This window comes from Luteimonas sp. A534 (assembly GCF_054072805.1).
Map to the genome: position 1 here is coordinate 279,112 of NZ_JBSVRR010000002.1, position 17,980 is coordinate 297,091.

The 17,980-nt window shown below is 68.0% G+C and carries 17 protein-coding genes and 1 other RNA gene; 9 read left to right on the top strand and 9 right to left on the bottom strand.

Annotated elements, in window-relative coordinates:
* Window positions 1–24: 24 nt before the first annotated feature.
* The 6 genes from ACW5F0_RS05940 (at window position 25) to ACW5F0_RS05965 (ending at window position 6,974) form a co-directional block, all read left to right on the top strand.
* Entirely contained in the window at window positions 25–927 is a 903-nt protein-coding gene (locus ACW5F0_RS05940) for a helix-turn-helix transcriptional regulator (RefSeq protein WP_456965016.1), read from the top strand.
* 131 nt (window positions 928–1,058) lie between these two features.
* Entirely contained in the window at window positions 1,059–3,407 is a 2,349-nt protein-coding gene (locus ACW5F0_RS05945; RefSeq protein ID WP_456999275.1) for a winged helix-turn-helix domain-containing protein, read from the top strand.
* A gap of 284 nt (window positions 3,408–3,691) precedes the next feature.
* Window positions 3,692–4,885: a tyrosine-type recombinase/integrase gene (locus tag ACW5F0_RS05950; protein ID WP_456999276.1), complete on the top strand. Its 1,194-nt coding sequence runs from the start codon at window positions 3,692–3,694 to the stop codon at window positions 4,883–4,885.
* Between the two features lie 188 nt (window positions 4,886–5,073).
* Complete coding sequence (locus tag ACW5F0_RS05955) at window positions 5,074–5,295, top strand: helix-turn-helix transcriptional regulator (RefSeq protein WP_456999277.1); 222 nt, start codon at window positions 5,074–5,076, stop codon at window positions 5,293–5,295.
* Between the two features lie 128 nt (window positions 5,296–5,423).
* Window positions 5,424–6,389, top strand: coding sequence for a hypothetical protein (locus tag ACW5F0_RS05960; protein ID WP_456999278.1), 966 nt, complete (start codon window positions 5,424–5,426; stop codon window positions 6,387–6,389).
* A gap of 411 nt (window positions 6,390–6,800) precedes the next feature.
* Window positions 6,801–6,974: a hypothetical protein gene (locus ACW5F0_RS05965; RefSeq protein ID WP_456999279.1), complete on the top strand. Its 174-nt coding sequence runs from the start codon at window positions 6,801–6,803 to the stop codon at window positions 6,972–6,974.
* 184 nt (window positions 6,975–7,158) lie between these two features.
* Here ACW5F0_RS05965 and ACW5F0_RS05970 read toward each other — a convergent pair whose 3' ends face one another.
* Window positions 7,159–7,974 carry a lysozyme inhibitor LprI family protein gene (locus ACW5F0_RS05970; RefSeq protein WP_456999281.1) on the bottom strand — a complete coding sequence of 272 codons (816 nt, stop codon included), beginning with the start codon at window positions 7,972–7,974 and terminating at the stop codon, window positions 7,159–7,161.
* 342 nt (window positions 7,975–8,316) lie between these two features.
* On the opposite strand from ACW5F0_RS05970, the gene ACW5F0_RS05975 reads away from it, so the two are divergent.
* The gene (locus ACW5F0_RS05975; protein WP_456999282.1) at window positions 8,317–10,305 is read left to right on the top strand and encodes a DNA methyltransferase; all 1,989 of its coding nucleotides are present in this window, start codon (window positions 8,317–8,319) and stop codon (window positions 10,303–10,305) included.
* 123 nt (window positions 10,306–10,428) lie between these two features.
* Here ACW5F0_RS05975 and ACW5F0_RS05980 read toward each other — a convergent pair whose 3' ends face one another.
* The 4 genes from ACW5F0_RS05980 to rsmI form a co-directional block, all read right to left on the bottom strand.
* Window positions 10,429–11,067 (bottom strand): hypothetical protein, encoded by a 639-nt coding sequence (locus ACW5F0_RS05980; protein ID WP_456999284.1) that lies wholly within the window; start codon window positions 11,065–11,067, stop codon window positions 10,429–10,431.
* Window positions 11,064–11,504, bottom strand: a complete 441-nt coding sequence (locus tag ACW5F0_RS05985) for a hypothetical protein (RefSeq protein ID WP_456999285.1) — start codon at window positions 11,502–11,504, stop codon at window positions 11,064–11,066. The genes ACW5F0_RS05980 and ACW5F0_RS05985 overlap by 4 nt, the downstream gene beginning before the upstream one ends.
* Window positions 11,505–11,817: 313 nt before the next feature.
* Window positions 11,818–12,181: RNase P RNA component class A (rnpB, locus tag ACW5F0_RS05990), an RNA gene on the bottom strand.
* Window positions 12,182–12,259: 78 nt separating this feature from the next.
* The gene (gene rsmI / locus ACW5F0_RS05995) at window positions 12,260–13,084 is read right to left on the bottom strand and encodes a 16S rRNA (cytidine(1402)-2'-O)-methyltransferase (protein WP_456965279.1); all 825 of its coding nucleotides are present in this window, start codon (window positions 13,082–13,084) and stop codon (window positions 12,260–12,262) included.
* A 57-nt stretch (window positions 13,085–13,141) separates the two neighbouring features.
* On the opposite strand from rsmI, the gene ACW5F0_RS06000 reads away from it, so the two are divergent.
* Together ACW5F0_RS06000 and ACW5F0_RS06005 are read left to right on the top strand one after the other, a co-directional pair.
* Window positions 13,142–14,323, top strand: coding sequence for a penicillin-binding protein activator (locus ACW5F0_RS06000; protein ID WP_456965014.1), 1,182 nt, complete (start codon window positions 13,142–13,144; stop codon window positions 14,321–14,323).
* On the top strand, window positions 14,320–14,691 hold the full coding sequence (locus tag ACW5F0_RS06005) for a YraN family protein (RefSeq protein ID WP_456965013.1): 372 nt from the start codon (window positions 14,320–14,322) through the stop codon (window positions 14,689–14,691). The genes ACW5F0_RS06000 and ACW5F0_RS06005 overlap by 4 nt, the downstream gene beginning before the upstream one ends.
* A gap of 3 nt (window positions 14,692–14,694) precedes the next feature.
* Here ACW5F0_RS06005 and thiL read toward each other — a convergent pair whose 3' ends face one another.
* The 4 genes from thiL to ribB form a co-directional block, all read right to left on the bottom strand.
* Window positions 14,695–15,654 (bottom strand): thiamine-phosphate kinase, encoded by a 960-nt coding sequence (gene thiL, locus ACW5F0_RS06010; RefSeq protein ID WP_456965012.1) that lies wholly within the window; start codon window positions 15,652–15,654, stop codon window positions 14,695–14,697.
* A gap of 16 nt (window positions 15,655–15,670) precedes the next feature.
* Window positions 15,671–16,144 carry a transcription antitermination factor NusB gene (gene nusB / locus ACW5F0_RS06015; protein ID WP_456965011.1) on the bottom strand — a complete coding sequence of 158 codons (474 nt, stop codon included), beginning with the start codon at window positions 16,142–16,144 and terminating at the stop codon, window positions 15,671–15,673.
* Window positions 16,141–16,608 (bottom strand): 6,7-dimethyl-8-ribityllumazine synthase, encoded by a 468-nt coding sequence (gene ribH, locus ACW5F0_RS06020; protein ID WP_456965010.1) that lies wholly within the window; start codon window positions 16,606–16,608, stop codon window positions 16,141–16,143. The genes nusB and ribH overlap by 4 nt, the downstream gene beginning before the upstream one ends.
* 123 nt (window positions 16,609–16,731) lie before the next feature.
* Window positions 16,732–17,856 carry a 3,4-dihydroxy-2-butanone-4-phosphate synthase gene (ribB, locus tag ACW5F0_RS06025; RefSeq protein ID WP_456965009.1) on the bottom strand — a complete coding sequence of 375 codons (1,125 nt, stop codon included), beginning with the start codon at window positions 17,854–17,856 and terminating at the stop codon, window positions 16,732–16,734.
* Between the last annotated feature and the right edge of the window lie 124 nt (window positions 17,857–17,980).

Below are 17,980 nucleotides of genomic sequence, written 5' to 3' on the forward strand. Positions count from 1 at the left end.
CTTCGGGCACGCGGAGCCGCAGCCTTGGGCACGTACTTCAGCGACAGGGGGCAAGACGTGGTGGAAGTGAAGTTCTGGCGTGCCGGACAGGGCAGTGGCATCGACCTGACCAGCGCCGATGGCGTGCATTGCGTACGCGGCTCCGCCCGTGGCAGCCATGTCCTGGTCGCGGCGGGAGCCCCCTCGCTGTGGTGCGTGCTGCGCGGCAGCGTGGAAGTGGGCAGTCCGGATGGACCCTACCGGGTGCGGCGCCGCCAGTTCCTGGCCCTGCCGGCCGGCACCGCCGTGCGCGGGGTGGGTCGTGACGGCGCGGACTGGGTGGCCCTGGCGCTGCCGCCGCCCGCGGTCACCGCGATCCTGCGCGGCGTGGGCGTGCACCGGGGTCCCGGCCCGCTGCTGTTTCCTTCCGTCATGCCGATGGATCGCGCCCTGGTGCGCGCCGTGGTCGCGCTCGCACGCCAGGCCAATGAGGCTGCCCCGAGGGCGGCGCTGGACATTGTGCTGGGGGGCGTCCTGCAGGCTGCGCGCGATGCCCAGGCGCCCACCCGTGGCTGGGTGGCGCGCGCCAGCGGCCGCACCGAAGGCCACCGCCGGCAGACCGTGCAGCGGCTGCTCAGTGCCCGCAACCGGATCCTCAACTCGCCATTCGAGGGCAGCGATCTCGACAGCCTCGCCGCGGCGGCGCGCTACTCGAAGTCGCACTTCCTGCGCAGCTTCCGCGACGTGTTCGGGATCACCCCGCACGACCTGGTGATCCAGACGCGGATGGAACTGGCCAAGGACCTGATCGCCAACAGCGACCTGGCGATCTCGGAAGTCGCGGCCAGCGTCGGCTATGAAAGCCGGTTCGCGTTCGCACGGTCGTTCAAGAAGTGCGTCGGCCTCACCGCGACCCGCTTCCGGCAGGACCTCTCCGAAGCCGCCTGAACAGGCGCCGTAAAGCTGCCCGCCAGCTACGCGGCGCTACACTGTGCCGCCATATGACGCTCCGCGGCGCTCCGCGCAGCCCGCCCGCGCTTGCGCCCGGCGGGTTCGCCGCCGCGGACCACAGGTGATCCTTGTCCCGAGCCGCAGACGACCGCAGCCGCGACGGTCTCCATCGGCAGCAACTTCGCATCGGCGCATTCCACGTCGACGCCGGTGCGCTGCAGGTGGAATCCGGCGGAAACACCACGCGACTGAAGCCCAAGGCCGTGGCCGTGCTGCTGGCGCTTGCCCGCGAGCCGGGCGTGACGGTTTCACGCGACGAACTGCTCGACGCGGTCTGGGGCAGCGTGCACGTCACGCCGGGCGTGGTGGGGCATGCGATCACCGCGCTGCGCCGCGCGTTCGGCGACGACCTCGAGCGGCCCAGCTATATCGAGACCATCCCGCGGATCGGCTATCGCCTGATCGCGCCGGTGGAATGGCTGGCCATCGCCGAGGTGGTCGAGCCCGTGCAGGACGCAGCCGGACACGGCGCGGACGCCGAGGCGATGGCGGCAGGCGTGGCAGCTCCCCTGTCGGACTCAGCTCCGACTGCGGCCGCGGTCGAGGCTGGGGCGACAGCGCCGACGACGGACGCGATCGCTGCAGACGGGATCCCCGGCGGCCTGCATGCACGGACGGGCAATGCGAGACCGCGAGCCGGTGTGCAACGCTGGCTGCCGCTCTTGGGCGTCGCGGCGGCAGCCCTGACAGCCGCCGCGTTGTTCGCGACCGGCCCGTGGCGTGGGGATGCCGAGGTGCCGACGCCGGCCGCCGCGAACACCGGGATTACGGCCGGACCGGCGCGCCGGGTCACGTTCGCCCCGGGCAGCGAAGACCATCCGCGCTTCAACCCGGGCGGTGACTGGCTGGTCTACAGCCGTCGCGACCGGCTTGGGGACGCACCCGGCCTGTTCCTGCAGTCGATGCACGGCACGGAGGCGATCACGCTGGCCGGAGGCGATCACGCCGAGCGCCCGGCGTGGTCGCCCGACGGCCGCGAAATCGCCTATGTCTGGCGCGCGGACGACGGCACGCGCTGCGAGATCCGGATCACCAGCATCGACGGTGGCGGCCAGCAGACCGTCGGCGAATGTCCCGCGCGCAGCGTCGTGTACCTGGACTGGAACCCGGCCGACGCCGACCAGATCGCCTACTCCGCGATCATCCCCGGGAGCGCCGCGGACACGCGCGTCACCCTGCTGCGACGGGGCGAGGGCTGGGCACGGGAACCGTTCGAATACGGAGACCTGGAAACCGCCGCCGATCTCTATCCGCGGTTCTCGCCGGATGGCACGCGGATCGCCTTCCGTGGCAGCACCAATCCCACGTCGGACCTGTATTCGGTGGCGATCGGCGGCGGCGCGGTGACGCGGCTGACCACGCTGCGTTCGGAGATCCACGGCTTCGACTGGCTGCCCGACGGCTCGGGGCTGGTGTTCTCGTCCAACCACGAAGGCCCTCGCGCGCTGTATGCGCTGGAACTGGCCGACGGCCGCATCACCGCGCTGGGCATCGCCGACGCTTCCTCGCCCGATGTCGCCGGCCGTGACTGGCACCTCGCCTTCCAGATCGAGGCCTGGCGTTCCGCGCTCGCCGAGCATCCGCTTGACGGCGGCCCGAGGAGGCTGCTGGCACCGTCTTCGGGGCGCGACTTCTCTGCCGCGATGTCGGCCGACGACACCCGCGTGGTGTTCGCAAGCGACCGCGATGGCAGCTCGCAGCTCTGGCTCCTGGACCGCAGCGCGGACCAGGCCACCCGGCTCACCCGGCACGAGGCCGGACTGGTGGAATCACCGGTGCTGTCGGCCGATGGCCGCCGCGTGCTGTACGTGCTGCGCGTGCAGGGCCGTCACGAGCTGCACGAATTCGACCTCGACCGGGGCCTGTCGCAGCGCGTGGCCGAGGCCAGCGCATCGCTGCGCAACGCCATCTACGCCAGCGACGATCGCTCGATCTGGTACGCCGGCTGGAGCGATGCCGGCTGGTACCTGCACACATGCCGGCGGTCCGCCGATGCCTCCGGTTGCAGCGGCAAGCCGACCCGGCTTCCGGCGTTCCGGGTCGAGCGCGCAGCGGTGGACGGGCGCCCGGTCCTGCTGCTGGCCGAAGCCGGCAGCCAGGGCCGCGTGTTGCTGTATTCGGAAGACGACCTGCGCCCGCTGCGCGACGCGCCGCTGCCGATCGAGGAGCCGTGGCAGGTGGTCGGCGATGCCGTGTGGTCCCTGCAGTCGAAGGGTGACGGCTCCGGTGTCGCAGACCTCCAGGCGCACTCGCTGCGTGATGGCGAGGTCACGCACCTGGCCACGCTGCGCGGGCTGCGGCTGCTCCTGGGGGGAGGATTCCAGGTCAGCGCGGACCGCCGCCACATCGTGCTGCCGGTGGTGACCGAAAACCGGACCGACATCGGCGTGGCGCGGCTGCGCCCCAACGGCGGCTGAAGCCGCCGCCGAAACAGCAACTTCGGCAAACCCGGTGCGCAGCCTTGGCAACGCATGCCGGGGAGCCGCGCGCGAGACTGTGGCCAAGGGCACGAAAGCCCGTCAAACCAAGTGAGTCTTGCGCACGGCCCCCTCTCTCTCCCCAGGGCCGTGCGCAATTTTTTATGAGGAAGGTGGCGGAGCCGGCCACTTAACGGAACCGGAAAAACCCTTGTTTCAGGCACTTTGAGCTAGCGGAACCTCTCGGCGTACCCGAAAACGTACCCGAAACGAGGAAGTGCCCCATGCTCACCCTGTCTGCGATCAAGACCGCCAAGCCCCAGCCCAAGCCCTACCGCCTGCCCGACTTCGGTGGGCTCTTCCTGTTGGTCCAGCCCTCCGGCTCGAAGATTTGGCGCTGGCGCTACCAGCGCCCCGGGTCCAAGAAGGAGAACATGCTCTCCTTCGGCCCCTACCCCACCGTCTCCCTGCAGGATGCCCGCGAGGCCCGCGAGGACGCGAGCCGGCTCTTGATCCGGGGGATCGACCCCGGCCTGAAGAAGAAGGTCGAGAAGATGGCCACGGCCCAGAAAGCTGCCAGCACCTTCGGGGCCATCGCCGAGGAATACTTCGCCAAGCGGGACCGTGAGCGCGAGGACGACCCGTTCAAGCGGGAGCGGAACCGCTTCGACAATTACCTGAAGCCCGAACTCGGCACCGTTCCAATCGCCGACGTGACCGCGCCCATGCTGCTGGCGGCCCTTCGAAAGCCGGAGGCCGCAGGCAAACTCGAAACTGCCCGGCGTCTTCGGGCGATGGCCGGGCGCATCTTCCGCTACGCCATCGCCACCGGGCGCGCGACCTCGGACCCTTCGGCCCACCTGATCGGCGCCCTGACCGCCCCCACGCCAACCAACTTCGCCGCCGCTACCGACCCGGCGGAGCTGCCCGACCTTCTGCGCACGCTGTGGAGCTACGCCGGGACGCCGATTGTCTCGGCCGCGCTGAAGCTCACGCCGCTCGTTTTCGTCCGGCACGGCGAACTCCGCGCTGCCCGCTGGGCCGACATCGACCTCGATGCCGGGGAGTGGCGCTACACCGTGGGCAAGACCGGGACGCCGCACATCGTGCCGCTGGCGACGCAGGCGGTGGACATTCTGACTGGGCTGAAGGAAATCACCGGGCGCGGCGAGTACGTCTTCCCGAACGCGCGCGGTGGCGGCCGCCACATGAGTCAGGTTGCGACCCTCTCGGCCATGCGCCGCATGGAGCTGCCGGCCGAACTCGTGACGAATCATGGCTGGCGCGCCACGGCCCGTACCCTGCTGGATGAAGTCCTGGGCTTCGCGCCGCACGTCGTTGAGCATCAGCTCGCCCACTCGGTCAAAGACCCGCTCGGACGCGCCTACAATCGCACCGCTCACCTGCCCGAACGCAAGGTGATGATGCAGGCGTGGGCCGACTATCTCGACGGGCGCCGAATCTCACAGCATCGATAGCCCATTGTTGCTGGCAGGCCGGACCAGATGCTGTTCTCCCGACTTGGAGCGTAGGGAATGGCGGAGACGCTGGCTTGTTTGGTCGAAATTTGGTCGCGGCCCCTCCCTTCGGTTGGAGCGACACATCAGACCCCCTACTGTCCCCCGGGAACCCGCAATGCTTGCGGACCACCGGATGGACAGCTGTTATGAATAGATCCTCGGCTTACTTGGGGCCCAACAACGGCGAAGACTTGCTCAGCGCCAAAGAAGCGGCGGGCTATCTCCGCCTTTCACCCAAGACGCTGAACAACTGGCGGTGCAAGGGCGTCGGCCCGGCCGTCGTGCGTGTGGGCAAGCGCGCCCCGCGCTATCGAGTCGCTGACCTCGAAGCTTTCATTGCCGAATCGACCAACGCGGTGGCCTCGTGACTGTCGGGGCCTCTAGCGGCACCACAAAGCATCGCTACCGAAAGGTGGAGGTGCGCACGTGGGCAGACGAGAAATTCCACGCACTGTCCCCCATGCCGGCCTCGGGCCAGAGCCTCTGGCTCTACTTGATGACCGGCCCGCACACGAGCCGCATCCCCGGGCTGTTCCGAGCCGGACGCGCGGGCATGGCGGAGGAACTGGGCTGGGATATGGAAGACTTCAATGAAGCCTTCCGCGAAGTCATCGATCAGGGCATGGCGAAAGCCGATTTCAAGTCGAGACTGGTGTGGCTCCCGAACGCGCTGAAACACAACAAGCCCGAGTCGCCGAATGTGGTGGTGTCGTGGCGCTCCGAGCTGGACGTTCTGCCTGAGTGCGCCCTGAGGCGCGAGGCCACCGACTTCATTCGCTCCTTCGTTGCCACACTTGGGCCGTCCTATCTCCTTGCTTTCGATGAAGAAAAGGCACCGAAGAAGGACAGCCAGACCCCTACCTGCAAAGCTTCGCAGAACGCTTTGCAAGAGGCTTCCGGGAACAGTTCGGCGAAGGCTATGGCTAATCAGGAACAGGAACAGGAACAAGAACAAGAACAAGAACAAGAACAAGAACAAAAAGTAGAGCAGAAGCAGTCGTCATCGCCTGCGCCGACGACCGCTGACCCGGGTGTGGATGGCGAAGGACTCTCCAAGGACGCCAAGGCCAACCGGAAAGCGGTGGCTGCCGAGCGCGCCGCGCGCCTCGCAGAGGTGACCCGGGACGCTATCGAGTCATTCAATGCATCGAAGCTGACGAAGGACCGCGGCGGGCTGGTGCCAAACGTCGTTCCCGATGTCGGCGCCGACAAGCGCCGGGCGCAGGTGGCGAAGTGCCTGGCCGTCGCGCGGGACATCTGCCGCAAGGACTTCGCCAGCGATCAAATCGTCCGCGACTTCTGGGTCGAATACTGGGATCTGTGCGCCGAGGACGAGCACAAATCGGGCCGCGCCGGCGGCGGCAAGGATCACGGCAACTGGATGCCTAGCTTCGAGTACTTGACCCGCGAAGCGGTGATGCTCGAAGTTTATGACCGGGCGGTCGCCGGTGTTGGGCAGTAACCGTCGGGCGCCATACCGAAAGCAGCATCACGTGCTCCACCTGATGGGGGGGGGGCGAGGCCGAGTTGCGGGCACTGCTGATGATTTGCGCATGAGCCCCGGCGGCCGTGCGCGCTCCGTACCGGGGCAAAGCCCCGCACTCAATAAGGCGTTCGGGGAGAGAGAAACCTACTTGGGAAACCCAAACCTTAGTTCGAAAGTTGCTAGGAATGGCGTCGGCGCGCCGTGCGACAGACTCAATCTGCCCTTGAAGCTTGGAGAGAGGAACCGGTGCAAAAGGTCGGTTTTGGTCGCTAAGCCGGTGAGGTCCGCAGCAACCGTGTTCAGAGGCGGACGGCAGCAGGACGCCACAGTGATGCCGGTCTTGGCCCTTGGATTCCTCGCCAAGGCCGCACTCGGCGGCAGGGCGGAATGGAAACGGCCGCTCACGCACGCTATGTGCTCGTGGCCATTGCCAAGCTTACTGGGAACGCGCTCGAAGAACTGGACTGCGCCAAGGAGGACTTCAAGAGCGGTGCGGCCCCGGCGGCGGCGGCCCGTGCCACTTCGCCGCTTGCTGCCCTGCAGCCCATCGTGGCGCGCTAGAATCGACCCTGCCCAGCGGGGCGCCGAGAATTGCCATGCGCACCTGCAAGCCGCCAATGCCCACCCTCGTGGCGGCGCTGGGCACTCCCACGAGTTTCATGCGGTCGAACTTGCCGCGATGACAGCGCCAGTCTCATGGGGAGGATGTGGGGACTGCTACATCCGCGCGCATCCAGAATGGGACTTACCCTTGGACGTGATCGAAGGTGAAGGCATGGGCGCCAGCACTGGTCCGGACGTTCGCTTCGAGCAGCGCGCCGCACCGCTTGAGTTCAACGCGCACCTCGTCACCGAACTTCAGCGTGACGGGCAGGTTGCCCTTGCTCGTGTAGGGGAAGGTTTCACAGTTCCCGCGATTCAGCTGGGTTCCGGTGATGGTCACCTCATCAACCACGGACTGGATGGTCAGGAAGGTGACCATGTGGAAAGTGGGTGCTGGCCCGAGTTCGCTGTGGACTTTGACTGTGATGGGGTCACTCGGCGGCGATTCTTCTGACACTTCCTCGAACCAGTCCGCGTGCATCGGCGCAACCGGCCGGTCGAGTTCCTTGTTGCCACCAAGCTCATCCGCGCGCTTCTTCGTCTCTTGCACAAGACATTCGACGTGATTGAGCGTGGCGGCCGTTCCGCCATCATCTTCAATAGCGCACACGGCGTCCCGATCTTTGATCCACTGCCGCTGGATCGCGCGCAGGCCGTCCCGATCGGCAGTTGCGGCCATCGCTTCCTTGTAAGCCGCGTTGAGCCGGGAGTCCTGCCGATCCAGCTCCGCACGGGAGCAGTCGAGCATGGCGGCGGTGACGCCATCGGATGCGGCGATACATTCGGAGTGCGCGCGCGAAACTTCGGACGCCTCCGGCTGCTGCCCCGGCTCAGGGTGGTCCTGCTGCGCAGCGGCTGGCTCGGCGCCGGCCGTGTCGATACTCGGGCTCTGATCAGTGCTGCACCCAGCCAGAAGCGCGGCCACAACGACTGCGCGAATAGCCATCTTCGACTTCATATTTTCCCCTGTGATGCTTCCGCGCCCTCTTGGCGCTCCGTCGCGGCCCCCCGCCGCTACGCCAAGTGTTCGGCGCTACGCCGGATACTAAATCAGGGTTGGGCGTAGCGGGGCGCCCGGAATCACGAGGGCTCGCACTGACGCGCAAGTGAGACTTTCCTTACAGATCACGATACGGCGAGCCGTGTAGCGTTACGCCATGCCAGCAACGTCCGACGCTGAAGCCTCCCTCCCCGGGCTGGCCGACAGCCATCCAGCCGGGCGGGCGTCGCATGGATAGCGGCGCTGCTGGCAATCTCGACCCGGGGTGCTCGGTGTCCTGGCATCGCCTACGATAGCGGCATGACAGCCGAAGCCCTCGACCCATCCGCCGTTGACGCTTTCATTGCTCGCTGGGCAAACGCCGACGGTACGGAACGGGCGAATTACCAGCTTTTCGCGCTGGACCTCTGCGAACTGCTCGCCGTCGCAAAGCCGAACCCGGCCAGCACTGCAGACGGCGGCAATGCCTATGTCTTCGAGCGGAACGTAACCGCCAGCTTCGCCGACGGCAGCCGGGCCGCCCGCTTCATCGACCTCTACAAGCGCGGCTGCTTCGTGCTGGAGGCCAAGCAGAGCGGCAAGAAGCTCAACAGCGCGGGCCAGACCCGGACGCTGGAGCAGGCTTGGGTTCAAGCTGAGCAGTACGCCCGCTCGCTGCCGGCGGAGGAAGGCCGGCCGCCCTTCATCATCGTTGTCGATGTCGGGCGAACCATCGACCTGTACGCCGAATTTTCGCGTTCGGGCGCCACCTACACCGCGTTCCCGGATGCCAACAGCAACCGGATCACACTGGCCGACCTGCACAAGCCGGAGGTGCAGTACCGCCTGTGCCGGCTGTGGACCGATCCCACCTCACTGGACCCCGCCAATTATTCGGCCAAGGTCACCCGGAAGATTTCGGACAAGTTGGCCGAGCTGGCGAAGTCGTTGGAGCAGTCTGGCCAACCAGCCGAGGCCGTCGCCGGTTTCCTGTCCCGATGCCTCTTCACCATGTTCGCCGAGGACGTGGAGCTGCTGCCGCCCAATAGCTTCCGCGACCTGCTGCTGCGCCGGGCCAGCGAGCCCGACAAGGCGATGAACCAGACGCGCGCGCTGTGGCGGGACATGGCCACGGGCACCGACTACTCGGCTGCCATTGAAGCGCGTGTCCTGCGCTTTAACGGCGGCCTCTTCGAGAACGCCGACGTGCTTCCGCTGGACAAGGCCCAGCTGGCGATGTTGATCGACGCGGCCAAAGCGGACTGGCGCCACGTTGAGCCAGCCATCTTCGGCACCCTGCTGGAACGCGCCCTGTCCCCGGGCGAGCGGCATAAGCTGGGCGCGCACTACACGCCACGCGCCTATGTCGAGCGGCTAGTGCTGCCGACGGTGATCGAGCCGCTGCGCGACGAATGGAAGGACGTGCAAGCGGCGGCGAAGCTGAAGGCCAAGGGCAAAGGCGCCAAGGCGCGGAACGAGGCTGTGGCGCTGCTGAAGAGCTTCCAGCATCGGCTCTGCACGATCCGAGTACTGGACCCCGCCTGCGGCAGCGGGAACTTCCTATACGTCACGCTGGACCACATGAAGCGTCTGGAGGCCGAGGTGCTGGCCGAGCTGGACAAGCTGGGGCAGGCCACGCTGGAAGCCGAGGGCCTGACCGTGAGCCCGCACCAGCTCCTAGGGATCGAGGTGAACCCGCGCGCCGCCCGGATCGCCGAGCTGGTGCTATGGATCGGCTACCTCCAGTGGCACTACCGCACCTTCAAGCACCTGAACCTGCCGGAGCCGGTGCTGCGCGACTTTCAGAACATCGAGAACCGCGACGCCGTGCTGGCCTACGACGAGGTGGTGAAAGTCCTGGACTCCGACGGGCAGCCGATGACCAGCTGGGATGGGCGTACCTTCAAAGCTTCGCCGGTGACCGGGGAGCAAGTTCCCGATGAGTCGGCGCAGGCGCCGCTCCTGCGATACCTGAATCCTCGCAAGGCGAAATGGCCGGACGCCGATTTCATCGTCGGGAACCCGCCCTTCATCGGCAACAAGCGGATGCGGCTGGCGCTGGGGGATGGCTACGTGGAGGCCCTTCGCGCGGCGTGGGGCGATGTACCGGACACCTCCGACTTCGTGATGTATTGGTGGAGCCATGCCGCATCGCTGGCGCGCAACAACCGAGTGCGCCGGTTCGGGCTCATCACGACCAACTCCATCGGCCAGACGTTCAACCGGCAGGTGCTGGATTCGGCGCTGACCCCGAGCGGTTGCAGAAATTCTAGAGACGCTGGAAGGTCTGGGCCAAGTTGTCCAGACTGACGATGGACGTCACGCACTCATTTGAGTGTGGCGCGATCGAGCCGAGAATCGAGCAAACCTCGAAATTTCTGCCCTAATGCTGCTAGGAATCACAATATCCTAGAACGATCCAGTCAATGAGAGCTAGGCAGCGTTTGCCAGCATCGAATTGCCGAACGTCGGATAGCCACGGGCTTCCTGCTTGACGGCCTTCTTGAACCGCAATCCCGGGGAATGGGAAAGAACATCTTCAAAGAGCGTCTCGGGCGCCCTTTCCTCTTGTGGCACTGCCTTCTCTATGCGCCCGCCAAGCTTGACCAACGCCGTTCCGATCGTATGAACAACACCCAAAGCAACAGCCACGATCGAAAGGAGCAGCGACCTAGTGACCATCAACCTAAGCATGCTAAGCATAGCGTCATCAAGAACGTGCTGAACCAGAGGCTTCGCATCCTCTGGCAGCGAGGCAATAGCACAGTCCCAGTCACGGGTTGAAATCGTGACGCCTCGCAGCTTGGCCAGCACTCTCGTCAGCACGAGCTGAGACAAACTGAGGTCGTGCGCATACCGAATGAGACCATTCAGCAGCGCACGCGCAGCTCGATAGCCTTCATGATCGAATCCGACAGCGCCTGACTGCGCGACTCGGAAGAGCTGATCCCGAGCTTTAAAAAGGTCGTTTCGCGCCAGCGCGATCGCGGAACGCGGAGCCTCCCGGAAGATGATCAGCGCGCAAAGAACGATGAACGCCGCAGACACACTGAAGACTAAAATAGTGCTCATAGGTCATCCCTCTTGTTCGTTTCGCCATCGTGCCCGAGCCCGCTGCTAGTCCGGCTCGGATCGAGAGACAGTTCAAGCAACCTCGTTTTTTCCGACACTTGAATGACCAATTGGCTATTAATCGTTCTGTATCGACGATTGCTTCTGATCGCCATCGCCATAACGATAAACGTTGCTACTTGGAGCCACCACGGAGGCGCAAGTTCAAGAAGCTGCGCCGCTACGTCAATATCCACGTCTGCATACGTCGCTTGACCTGCGAGCGCCTTGGCAACTTCAATGATCGTGTAGCCGACGGCACCCCAGATGATGGCGGTTTTAAGGAGGACTGTTAGATTGCTCGCAAGCCGAGAAGTTCGGACAGCCTTCAACTTTTCCTTAAGTTCAGCGTTTTCGCGGATTAAGTCCGCGCGCTTGACTTTCCTGACGCTTCCCATTCCTGCCCCCTGTATAGCGCAGAGAATGTACACCAGATGTTGTTACCGGCGTTAACAACCCGTTAAGTCAAGAACCCTCGCGTCGGAGGCGCTGACTAAGCTGTGTTCGACGGCTTCGCAATCCTGCCCCCGGTTCCACCCGATACGTTTCGGGTACGCCGCGTCCTGACCAGCCCCGTACCCGTCGGCGTACCCAGCAGAACCGGGTACGATGAGGGGCGCCGGAGGACGGCTAGTGACAAAGTGCCCGAGGGAAAGCCCGTGGTGACGGGGCTTTCGGGGACTCGGGGGATGTCTCGTGATCTGAATGAGGTGGCGGAGCCGGCCGATAAGCCGGGTTCTGTCGTGGACAGTCATTCCTCTAGGCGCATCGTCGCCGATACGCTCAAGCAACCTACCCGGACCCGACGCGGGCCGCGCCATTAGGTCCCTATTTGGTCTTGCTCCCGGTGGGGTTTGCCGTGCCGGTCTGTTGCCAGACTCGCGGTGCGCTCTTACCGCACCGTTTCACCCTTGCCACGCATTCCGAAGAACCGTTCGGCGGTCTGCTCTCTGTTGCACTTTCCGTCGGCTCGCGCCGCCCAGGCGTTACCTGGCACCGTGCCCTGTGGAGCCCGGACTTTCCTCGGCACCAACCCATCGAAATGGGCCGATGACGCGACTGTCTGGCCGACTCCGCCGTGGGCATTGTCGCACGGGGCGATCCGACCTATCGCGCGCTTTCTTCCCCGCAGGCGGGGGAAGGGTCGGCGCGGTCAGCCGCCGTACAAGGCTTTCCTCGGGGCGCCACTGAGTTCCGCGGCGAGCTTTGCCGCGGTCGATGGCGGCAAGTGGGCGGCGAGCTTGGCGTACAGCAGCCGGCCTTGCACCACCTTCGCTTCACCATCGTCGCCCACGCCTTCCACCAGCAGCACGAACTCGCCCTTGCGCTGGTTGGCATCCGCTTCGACCGCGGCATGCAGGTCGGCGAGCGTGCCGTCGAGCACGGTCTCGAAAAGCTTGGTCAACTCGCGCGCCAGCACGGCGCGGCGGCCGTCGCCGAACACGGCGCGGAAATCGGCCAGCGATTCGACGATGCGGTGCGAGGACTCGTAGAACACCAGCGTGCGCGTATCCCCCGCCAGCACAGCCAGGCGCTCGCGGCGCGCGCCGGCCTTCGCAGGCAGGAAGCCTTCGAAGGCAAAGCGGTCGCTGGGAAGCCCGGCCACGCTGAGCGCGGCGATGATCGCGCTCGGGCCGGGCACCGGGCTGACGCGGATGCCGGCCTCGCGCGCGGCACGAACCAGGCGGAAACCGGGGTCGCTGACCAGCGGCGTGCCGGCGTCGGACACCAGGGCCAGCGAGTCGCCCGCGGCCAGGCGCACGACCAGCCGCCCGGCCACCTCGGCCTCGTTGTGCTCGTGCAGCGCCAGCAGCGGCTTTTCGATGCCGAAGTGCGCCAGCAGGTGCCGCGTATGCCGCGTGTCTTCGGCGCAGATGGCATCGACGGCGCGCAGCGTATCCAGCGCGCGCGGCGACAGGTCGGCGAGATTGCCGATGGGCGTCGCGACGACGTGGAGGGTTCCGGCGGCGGGCTGCATCGTGTCCTTGCGGGGGTGACGGTAGAATCCGGGCATTCTCGCAGCCGGAACGCCTTGATGCGCCATCCCTGGAAGCAGGCCCTTGCCGCCACCCTAGCCGCGCTGGCGCTTGCCGGCTGTTCGACCGTGCAGGTGACGCGCCCCGCCGACGCGCCCGACGCGGCGCCGGCGCCGGCCGAGGCCGGCCACTGGCAGTTCGACGCCGGCGACCGCCCGCCCGCCGAGCGCGACGGCTACCGCCCGCCGCTCAAGCTGGCCGTGCTGCTGCCGCTGACCGGCAACCTGGCCACCGCCGCGGGCCCCGTGCGCGACGGCCTGCTGGCCGGCTATTACGGCGAACATCGCCGTCGTCCGGACCTGGAGTTTTACGACACCAGGGGCACGGCCTGGGGCGCGGTGGAGGCCTACCAGCGCGCGGTGGCCGAAGGCGCGGGCCAGGTGGTCGGGCCGCTGGGCCGGGACGAGGTCGATGCGGTGTTCGCGCAGACCACGGCCACGGTGCCGGTGCTGGCCCTCAACCGCGCCGGCACGCCGCCGGTGAACAGCGCCAGCTACGCGCTCGCCCCCGAGGATGAAGGCGTGGCGGCGGCCGATTTCCTTGCCGCGCGCAGCGCGCTGAGGGTGCTGGTGCTGAGCTCCGGCGACGACAGCGCGCGACGCAGCATCGATGCGCTCACCGCGCGCCTGCAGGAACTGGGCGGCAGCGTGGTGCAGCAGCTTGCGGTGGTCGGCGACGATCCGCCCGACCTGATCGGGCCGATGCAGGCCGCGCTGCAGCGCGAGGGCGGCGTGGACGCCGTGTTCATGGCGCTGCGTGGCCCGCAGGCGCGGCTGGCGGCCGCCCAGGTGTCGGCGGCCGGCCTGTCCGGACGGCCGCGGGTGGCGACGTCGCAGCTGCTGTCGGGCACGGGCAACGCCGAAGACGACGCTGCGCTCGACGGCATCGCCTTCCCCAACGATGCCTGGTCGGTGTCCGGCGTCCCGGGCCTGCCGCCGGCGCGCGGCGTGGCCGACGCGCTGCCCACCGCGCGCGGGCCAGCCGCGCGACTGTTCGCCTTCGGCTACGACGCCTGGCTGCTGTCGGCCTATCTTGGCCACCTTGCCAGCAGCCCCGAGGCTTCGGTCTCCAGCGCCAGCGGCGTGCTGCGCATGGGCACCGACGGCCACGTGCTGCGCACGCCGGCCTGGTCGACCTTCAGCGGTGGCTACGTGGTGCCGCTCGCGGGCGCCGCGCGTTGAGCGAAGCCCGGCGCCGCGGCGCCGGCGTGGAGGCCGCGGCGCGCACGCACCTGCTGCGCGCCGGGCTGGGTGACGTGGCGGCCAATGCCGGCTATCGGCTCGGCGAGCTCGACCTGGTGATGCGCGACGGCGACACCCTGGTCTTCGTGGAAGTGCGCTATCGCGCCAGCGCCGATTACGGCGGTGGCGCGGAATCGGTCGACTTCGGCAAGCGCCGGCGCATCGTGCGCGCGGCACAGCTGTTCCTGCTGCAGCACCCGGCGCTGGCCGAGGACTTCTGCCGCTTCGACGTGGTCGACGCCACCGGCGACCCCGAAGCGCCCCACTTCACCTGGCATCGCGACGCGTTCCGCGTCGACGACGCCTGAGAATCAGGGATTGAAGTGCTCGTGGCCCGGGCGGGCGGACAGCCACGGCCGGCCGTCGCGATCCAGGGCATGTATGCCCTGCCCCGCCACCACCGTGCCGACGCGCGTGACCTGGACCCCGGTCGCGGCCGCGTCTGCCGCCGCGCGCACGGTGGCGTCGGCGCCACCGGGTGCGGTGAAGCAGAGCTCGTAGTCGTCGCCGCCCGCGGCCTGCAGGGCGCGCGCGGCGTCCTCGTCCATGTGCGGGCGCAGCGCTTCGTGCCCGGGTAGCGCATCGACCTCCAGCCGCACGCCCACGCCACTGGCGACACAGACATGGCCGAGGTCGGCGAACACGCCATCGGAGATGTCGATGCAGGCGGTCGCCACGCCACCGAGCGCACGACCGAGCGCGATCCGCGGACGCGGGCGCTCCAGACGCTCACGCAGCGCCGGATCGATCGCATCGCCCGCGCGCCACTGTTCCAGCGCGGCCGCCGCGCCGCCCAGGGTGCCGCTGACCCACACGCCATCGCCCACCCGCGCGCCGTCGCGCCGCAGCGCGCGCCCGGGATCCACGAAGCCGTGCACGGTCACCGATATCGACAGCGGCCCGCGCGTGGTGTCACCACCAACCAGGGCGACGTCGTACAGCGCGGCGAGCGCCAGGAATCCGTCGAGGAAACCCGCTACCCAGGCCGGATCGCCGTCGGGCAGCGACAGCGACAGCGTGCACCAGGCGGGCTCGGCGCCCATGGCGGCGAGGTCGGACAGGTTCACCGCCAGCGCCTTCCAGCCGACGTGCGCGGCCTCCGTGCCCGGGGGGAAATGCACGCCGTCGTTGAGCGTGTCCATCGCCACCACCAGCTGCATGCCGGGCGGCGGCTGCAGCAGCGCGGCATCGTCGCCGATGCCCAGCACGACGTCGTCGCGCGCCTGCGTGGCGCGCGCGCGGATCAGGTCGATCAGCGTGAATTCGGCCATGGTGGCGGCCGCGGGCTCAGCCGCGCGACGCCTGCACTTCGGTCGCGCGCCACGCGGCGGCGGCGTGGTCGAGCACGCCATTGACGTAGGTGTGGCCGTGCTCCGAACCGAAGCGCTTGACGGTCTTCAGGGCCTCGTCGATCACCACCCGGTAGGGCACGTCGATGCGGTGGCGAAGCTCGTAGGCGGCGATCCGCAGCATCGCGCGCTCGATCGGGTCGACCTCGGCGATGGTGCGGTCGAGGAAGGGCTGCAGGGCGGCATCCAGGTCGCGGCGATGGGTCTCCACGCCGCGCACCAGGTCCTCGAAGTACTCGAGGTCGGCGACTTCATGCGCCTGTTCGTGCGCGAACTGGGCGATGGCGTTGCGCGCGTCCACGCCCGAGAGCTGCATCGCGTACACCGCCTGCAGCGCACGACGGCGCGAGCGCGAGCGCGCCACGGTGTCGATGCCGGCATTGCGGCCGCCGCCGCCACGCTGCGGCTTCACGACAGCTTCCCCAGCAGGTTGGCCATTTCGATCGCCACCAGCGCGCACTCCTCGCCCTTGTTGCCGTGGCTGCCGCCTGCGCGATTCTCGGCGTCGACCATGTCGTCGACGGCGAGCACGCCGTTGGCCACCGGCACGCCATGCGCGAGCTGGACCTGCGCCAGGCCCTCGGCGCAGCTGTCGGCGACGTGTTCGAAGTGGCGGGTATCGCCGCGCACCACGCAGCCCAGCGCGATGATCGCGGCATGGCTGCCGCTGCGCGCGAGGCGGGCGGCGACCATGGGGATCTCCCAGGCACCGGGCACGCGCACGACGTCGACGGCATCGGCGGCCACGCCATTGCCCTCGAACGTGGCACGCGCCGCGCCCACCAGGGCGTCGACGATGCGCGGGTTCCAGCGGCTGGCGATGATCGCGAAGCGCGCGCCTTGCGGCGCCCGCAGGTCACCTTCGAAATGCGTCATGGCGTGTTCCTTGGGAAGGCCCGCATTCTAGCCGTTCTCAGATGACCGTCCGACCCTCTTCCCCGCCGGGCGGGGGAAGATGACTGAAGGGCGAAGCTTGCGGGAGTGTCGGTTGGCCGCGCGCTACGCCAAGGGCTCGAGGTATTCCACGACCTCAAGCCCGAAGCCGGCCAGGCCAACCTGCTTGCGGGCGGTGCCGAGCACGCGCAGCTTGCCCAGGCCGATATCGGCCAGGATCTGGCTGCCGGCGCCGTTGCGGCGCCATTCCACCAGCGCACCGCCCCGCGCGTCGGGGGGCGCGGCATCGCCGGCGGGCAGCGAATCCGCCGCGCGCAGGCGCTCCAGCAGCGCATCCGGCGTCTGCCCGCCGTCGAGCAGCACCAGCGCGCCGCGGCCTTCGGCGGCGATCGCGGCCAGCACGTCACCCACCGCGGGGCCGAAATCGGGGCGGCGCCAGCGCAGCACGTCGGCCAGCGCATTGCGCACCTGCACGCGCACCAATGTCGGCGTATCGGCATCGGGCTCGCCGCGGACCAGCGCGAAGTGCAACGCATGGCCGAGGCGGTCGTGATAGGCGTGCAGGCGGAAGGGGCCGTGCTCGGTTTCGATGTCGCGGCTGTCCACGCGCTCCACCGTGTGCTCGGTCTCGAGGCGATGGCGGATCAGCGCTTCGATCGAACCCATCTTGAGCCCGTGCTCGCGCGCGAACACTTCCAGCTCCGGGCGGCGCGCCATGGTGCCGTCGGGGTTGAGGATTTCCACCAGCACGCCGGCCGGCTCCAGCCCGGCGAGCAGGGCCAGGTCGGCCGCCGCCTCGGTGTGCCCGGCGCGCGCGAGCACGCCGCCCGGCTGCGCGGTCAGCGGAAAGATGTGACCGGGCTGGGCGAGGTCGGACGGCGCCGCGTTCGGGCGCACCGCGGTGCGGATCGTGTGCGCGCGGTCGTAGGCCGAGATGCCGGTGGTGACACCCTCGGCGGCCTCGATGCTGACCGTGAAGTTGGTGTGGTGCGACGAGGTGTTGGACTGGACCATCGGCGGCAGGCCCAGCTGCGCGCAGCGTTCGCGGGTCAGCGACAGGCAGACCAGGCCGCGGGCGTGGGTGACCATGAAATTGATGTCGGCCGGGCGCACGAGCTCGGCGGCCATGATCAGGTCGCCTTCGTTCTCGCGGTCTTCGTCGTCGACGATGACGACCATGCGGCCGGCGCGGAGCTCTTCGAGCAGTTCGGGGATGGGGGCGAAAGGCATGGGACTGCGACCTGGGTTGGATTACGGAGTGCGGGCCTGGGGCCGGCGGCGAACTGGTGCCTGTGGGAGCGGCGGCTGGCGCCTGTGGAGCGGCTGCTGGCACCTGTGGGAGCGGCTATAGCCG

Excerpts from the sequence above, each read along its gene's own strand:
- ACW5F0_RS05950 (WP_456999276.1), top strand. The coding sequence starts at position 3,692 with ATGCTCACCCTGTCTGCGATCAAGACCGCCAAGCCCCAGCCCAAGCCC.
- ACW5F0_RS05955 (WP_456999277.1), top strand. The coding sequence starts at position 5,074 with ATGAATAGATCCTCGGCTTACTTGGGGCCCAACAACGGCGAAGACTTG.
- ACW5F0_RS05960 (WP_456999278.1), top strand. The coding sequence starts at position 5,424 with ATGACCGGCCCGCACACGAGCCGCATCCCCGGGCTGTTCCGAGCCGGA.
- ACW5F0_RS05965 (WP_456999279.1), top strand. The coding sequence starts at position 6,801 with ATGGAAACGGCCGCTCACGCACGCTATGTGCTCGTGGCCATTGCCAAG.
- ACW5F0_RS05970 (WP_456999281.1), bottom strand. The coding sequence starts at position 7,974 with ATGAAGTCGAAGATGGCTATTCGCGCAGTCGTTGTGGCCGCGCTTCTG.
- ACW5F0_RS05975 (WP_456999282.1), top strand. The coding sequence starts at position 8,317 with ATGACAGCCGAAGCCCTCGACCCATCCGCCGTTGACGCTTTCATTGCT.
- ACW5F0_RS05980 (WP_456999284.1), bottom strand. The coding sequence starts at position 11,067 with ATGAGCACTATTTTAGTCTTCAGTGTGTCTGCGGCGTTCATCGTTCTT.
- ACW5F0_RS05985 (WP_456999285.1), bottom strand. The coding sequence starts at position 11,504 with ATGGGAAGCGTCAGGAAAGTCAAGCGCGCGGACTTAATCCGCGAAAAC.
- rsmI (WP_456965279.1), bottom strand. The coding sequence starts at position 13,084 with ATGCAGCCCGCCGCCGGAACCCTCCACGTCGTCGCGACGCCCATCGGC.
- ACW5F0_RS06000 (WP_456965014.1), top strand. The coding sequence starts at position 13,142 with ATGCGCCATCCCTGGAAGCAGGCCCTTGCCGCCACCCTAGCCGCGCTG.
- thiL (WP_456965012.1), bottom strand. The coding sequence starts at position 15,654 with ATGGCCGAATTCACGCTGATCGACCTGATCCGCGCGCGCGCCACGCAG.
- ribH (WP_456965010.1), bottom strand. The coding sequence starts at position 16,608 with ATGACGCATTTCGAAGGTGACCTGCGGGCGCCGCAAGGCGCGCGCTTC.
- ribB (WP_456965009.1), bottom strand. The coding sequence starts at position 17,856 with ATGCCTTTCGCCCCCATCCCCGAACTGCTCGAAGAGCTCCGCGCCGGC.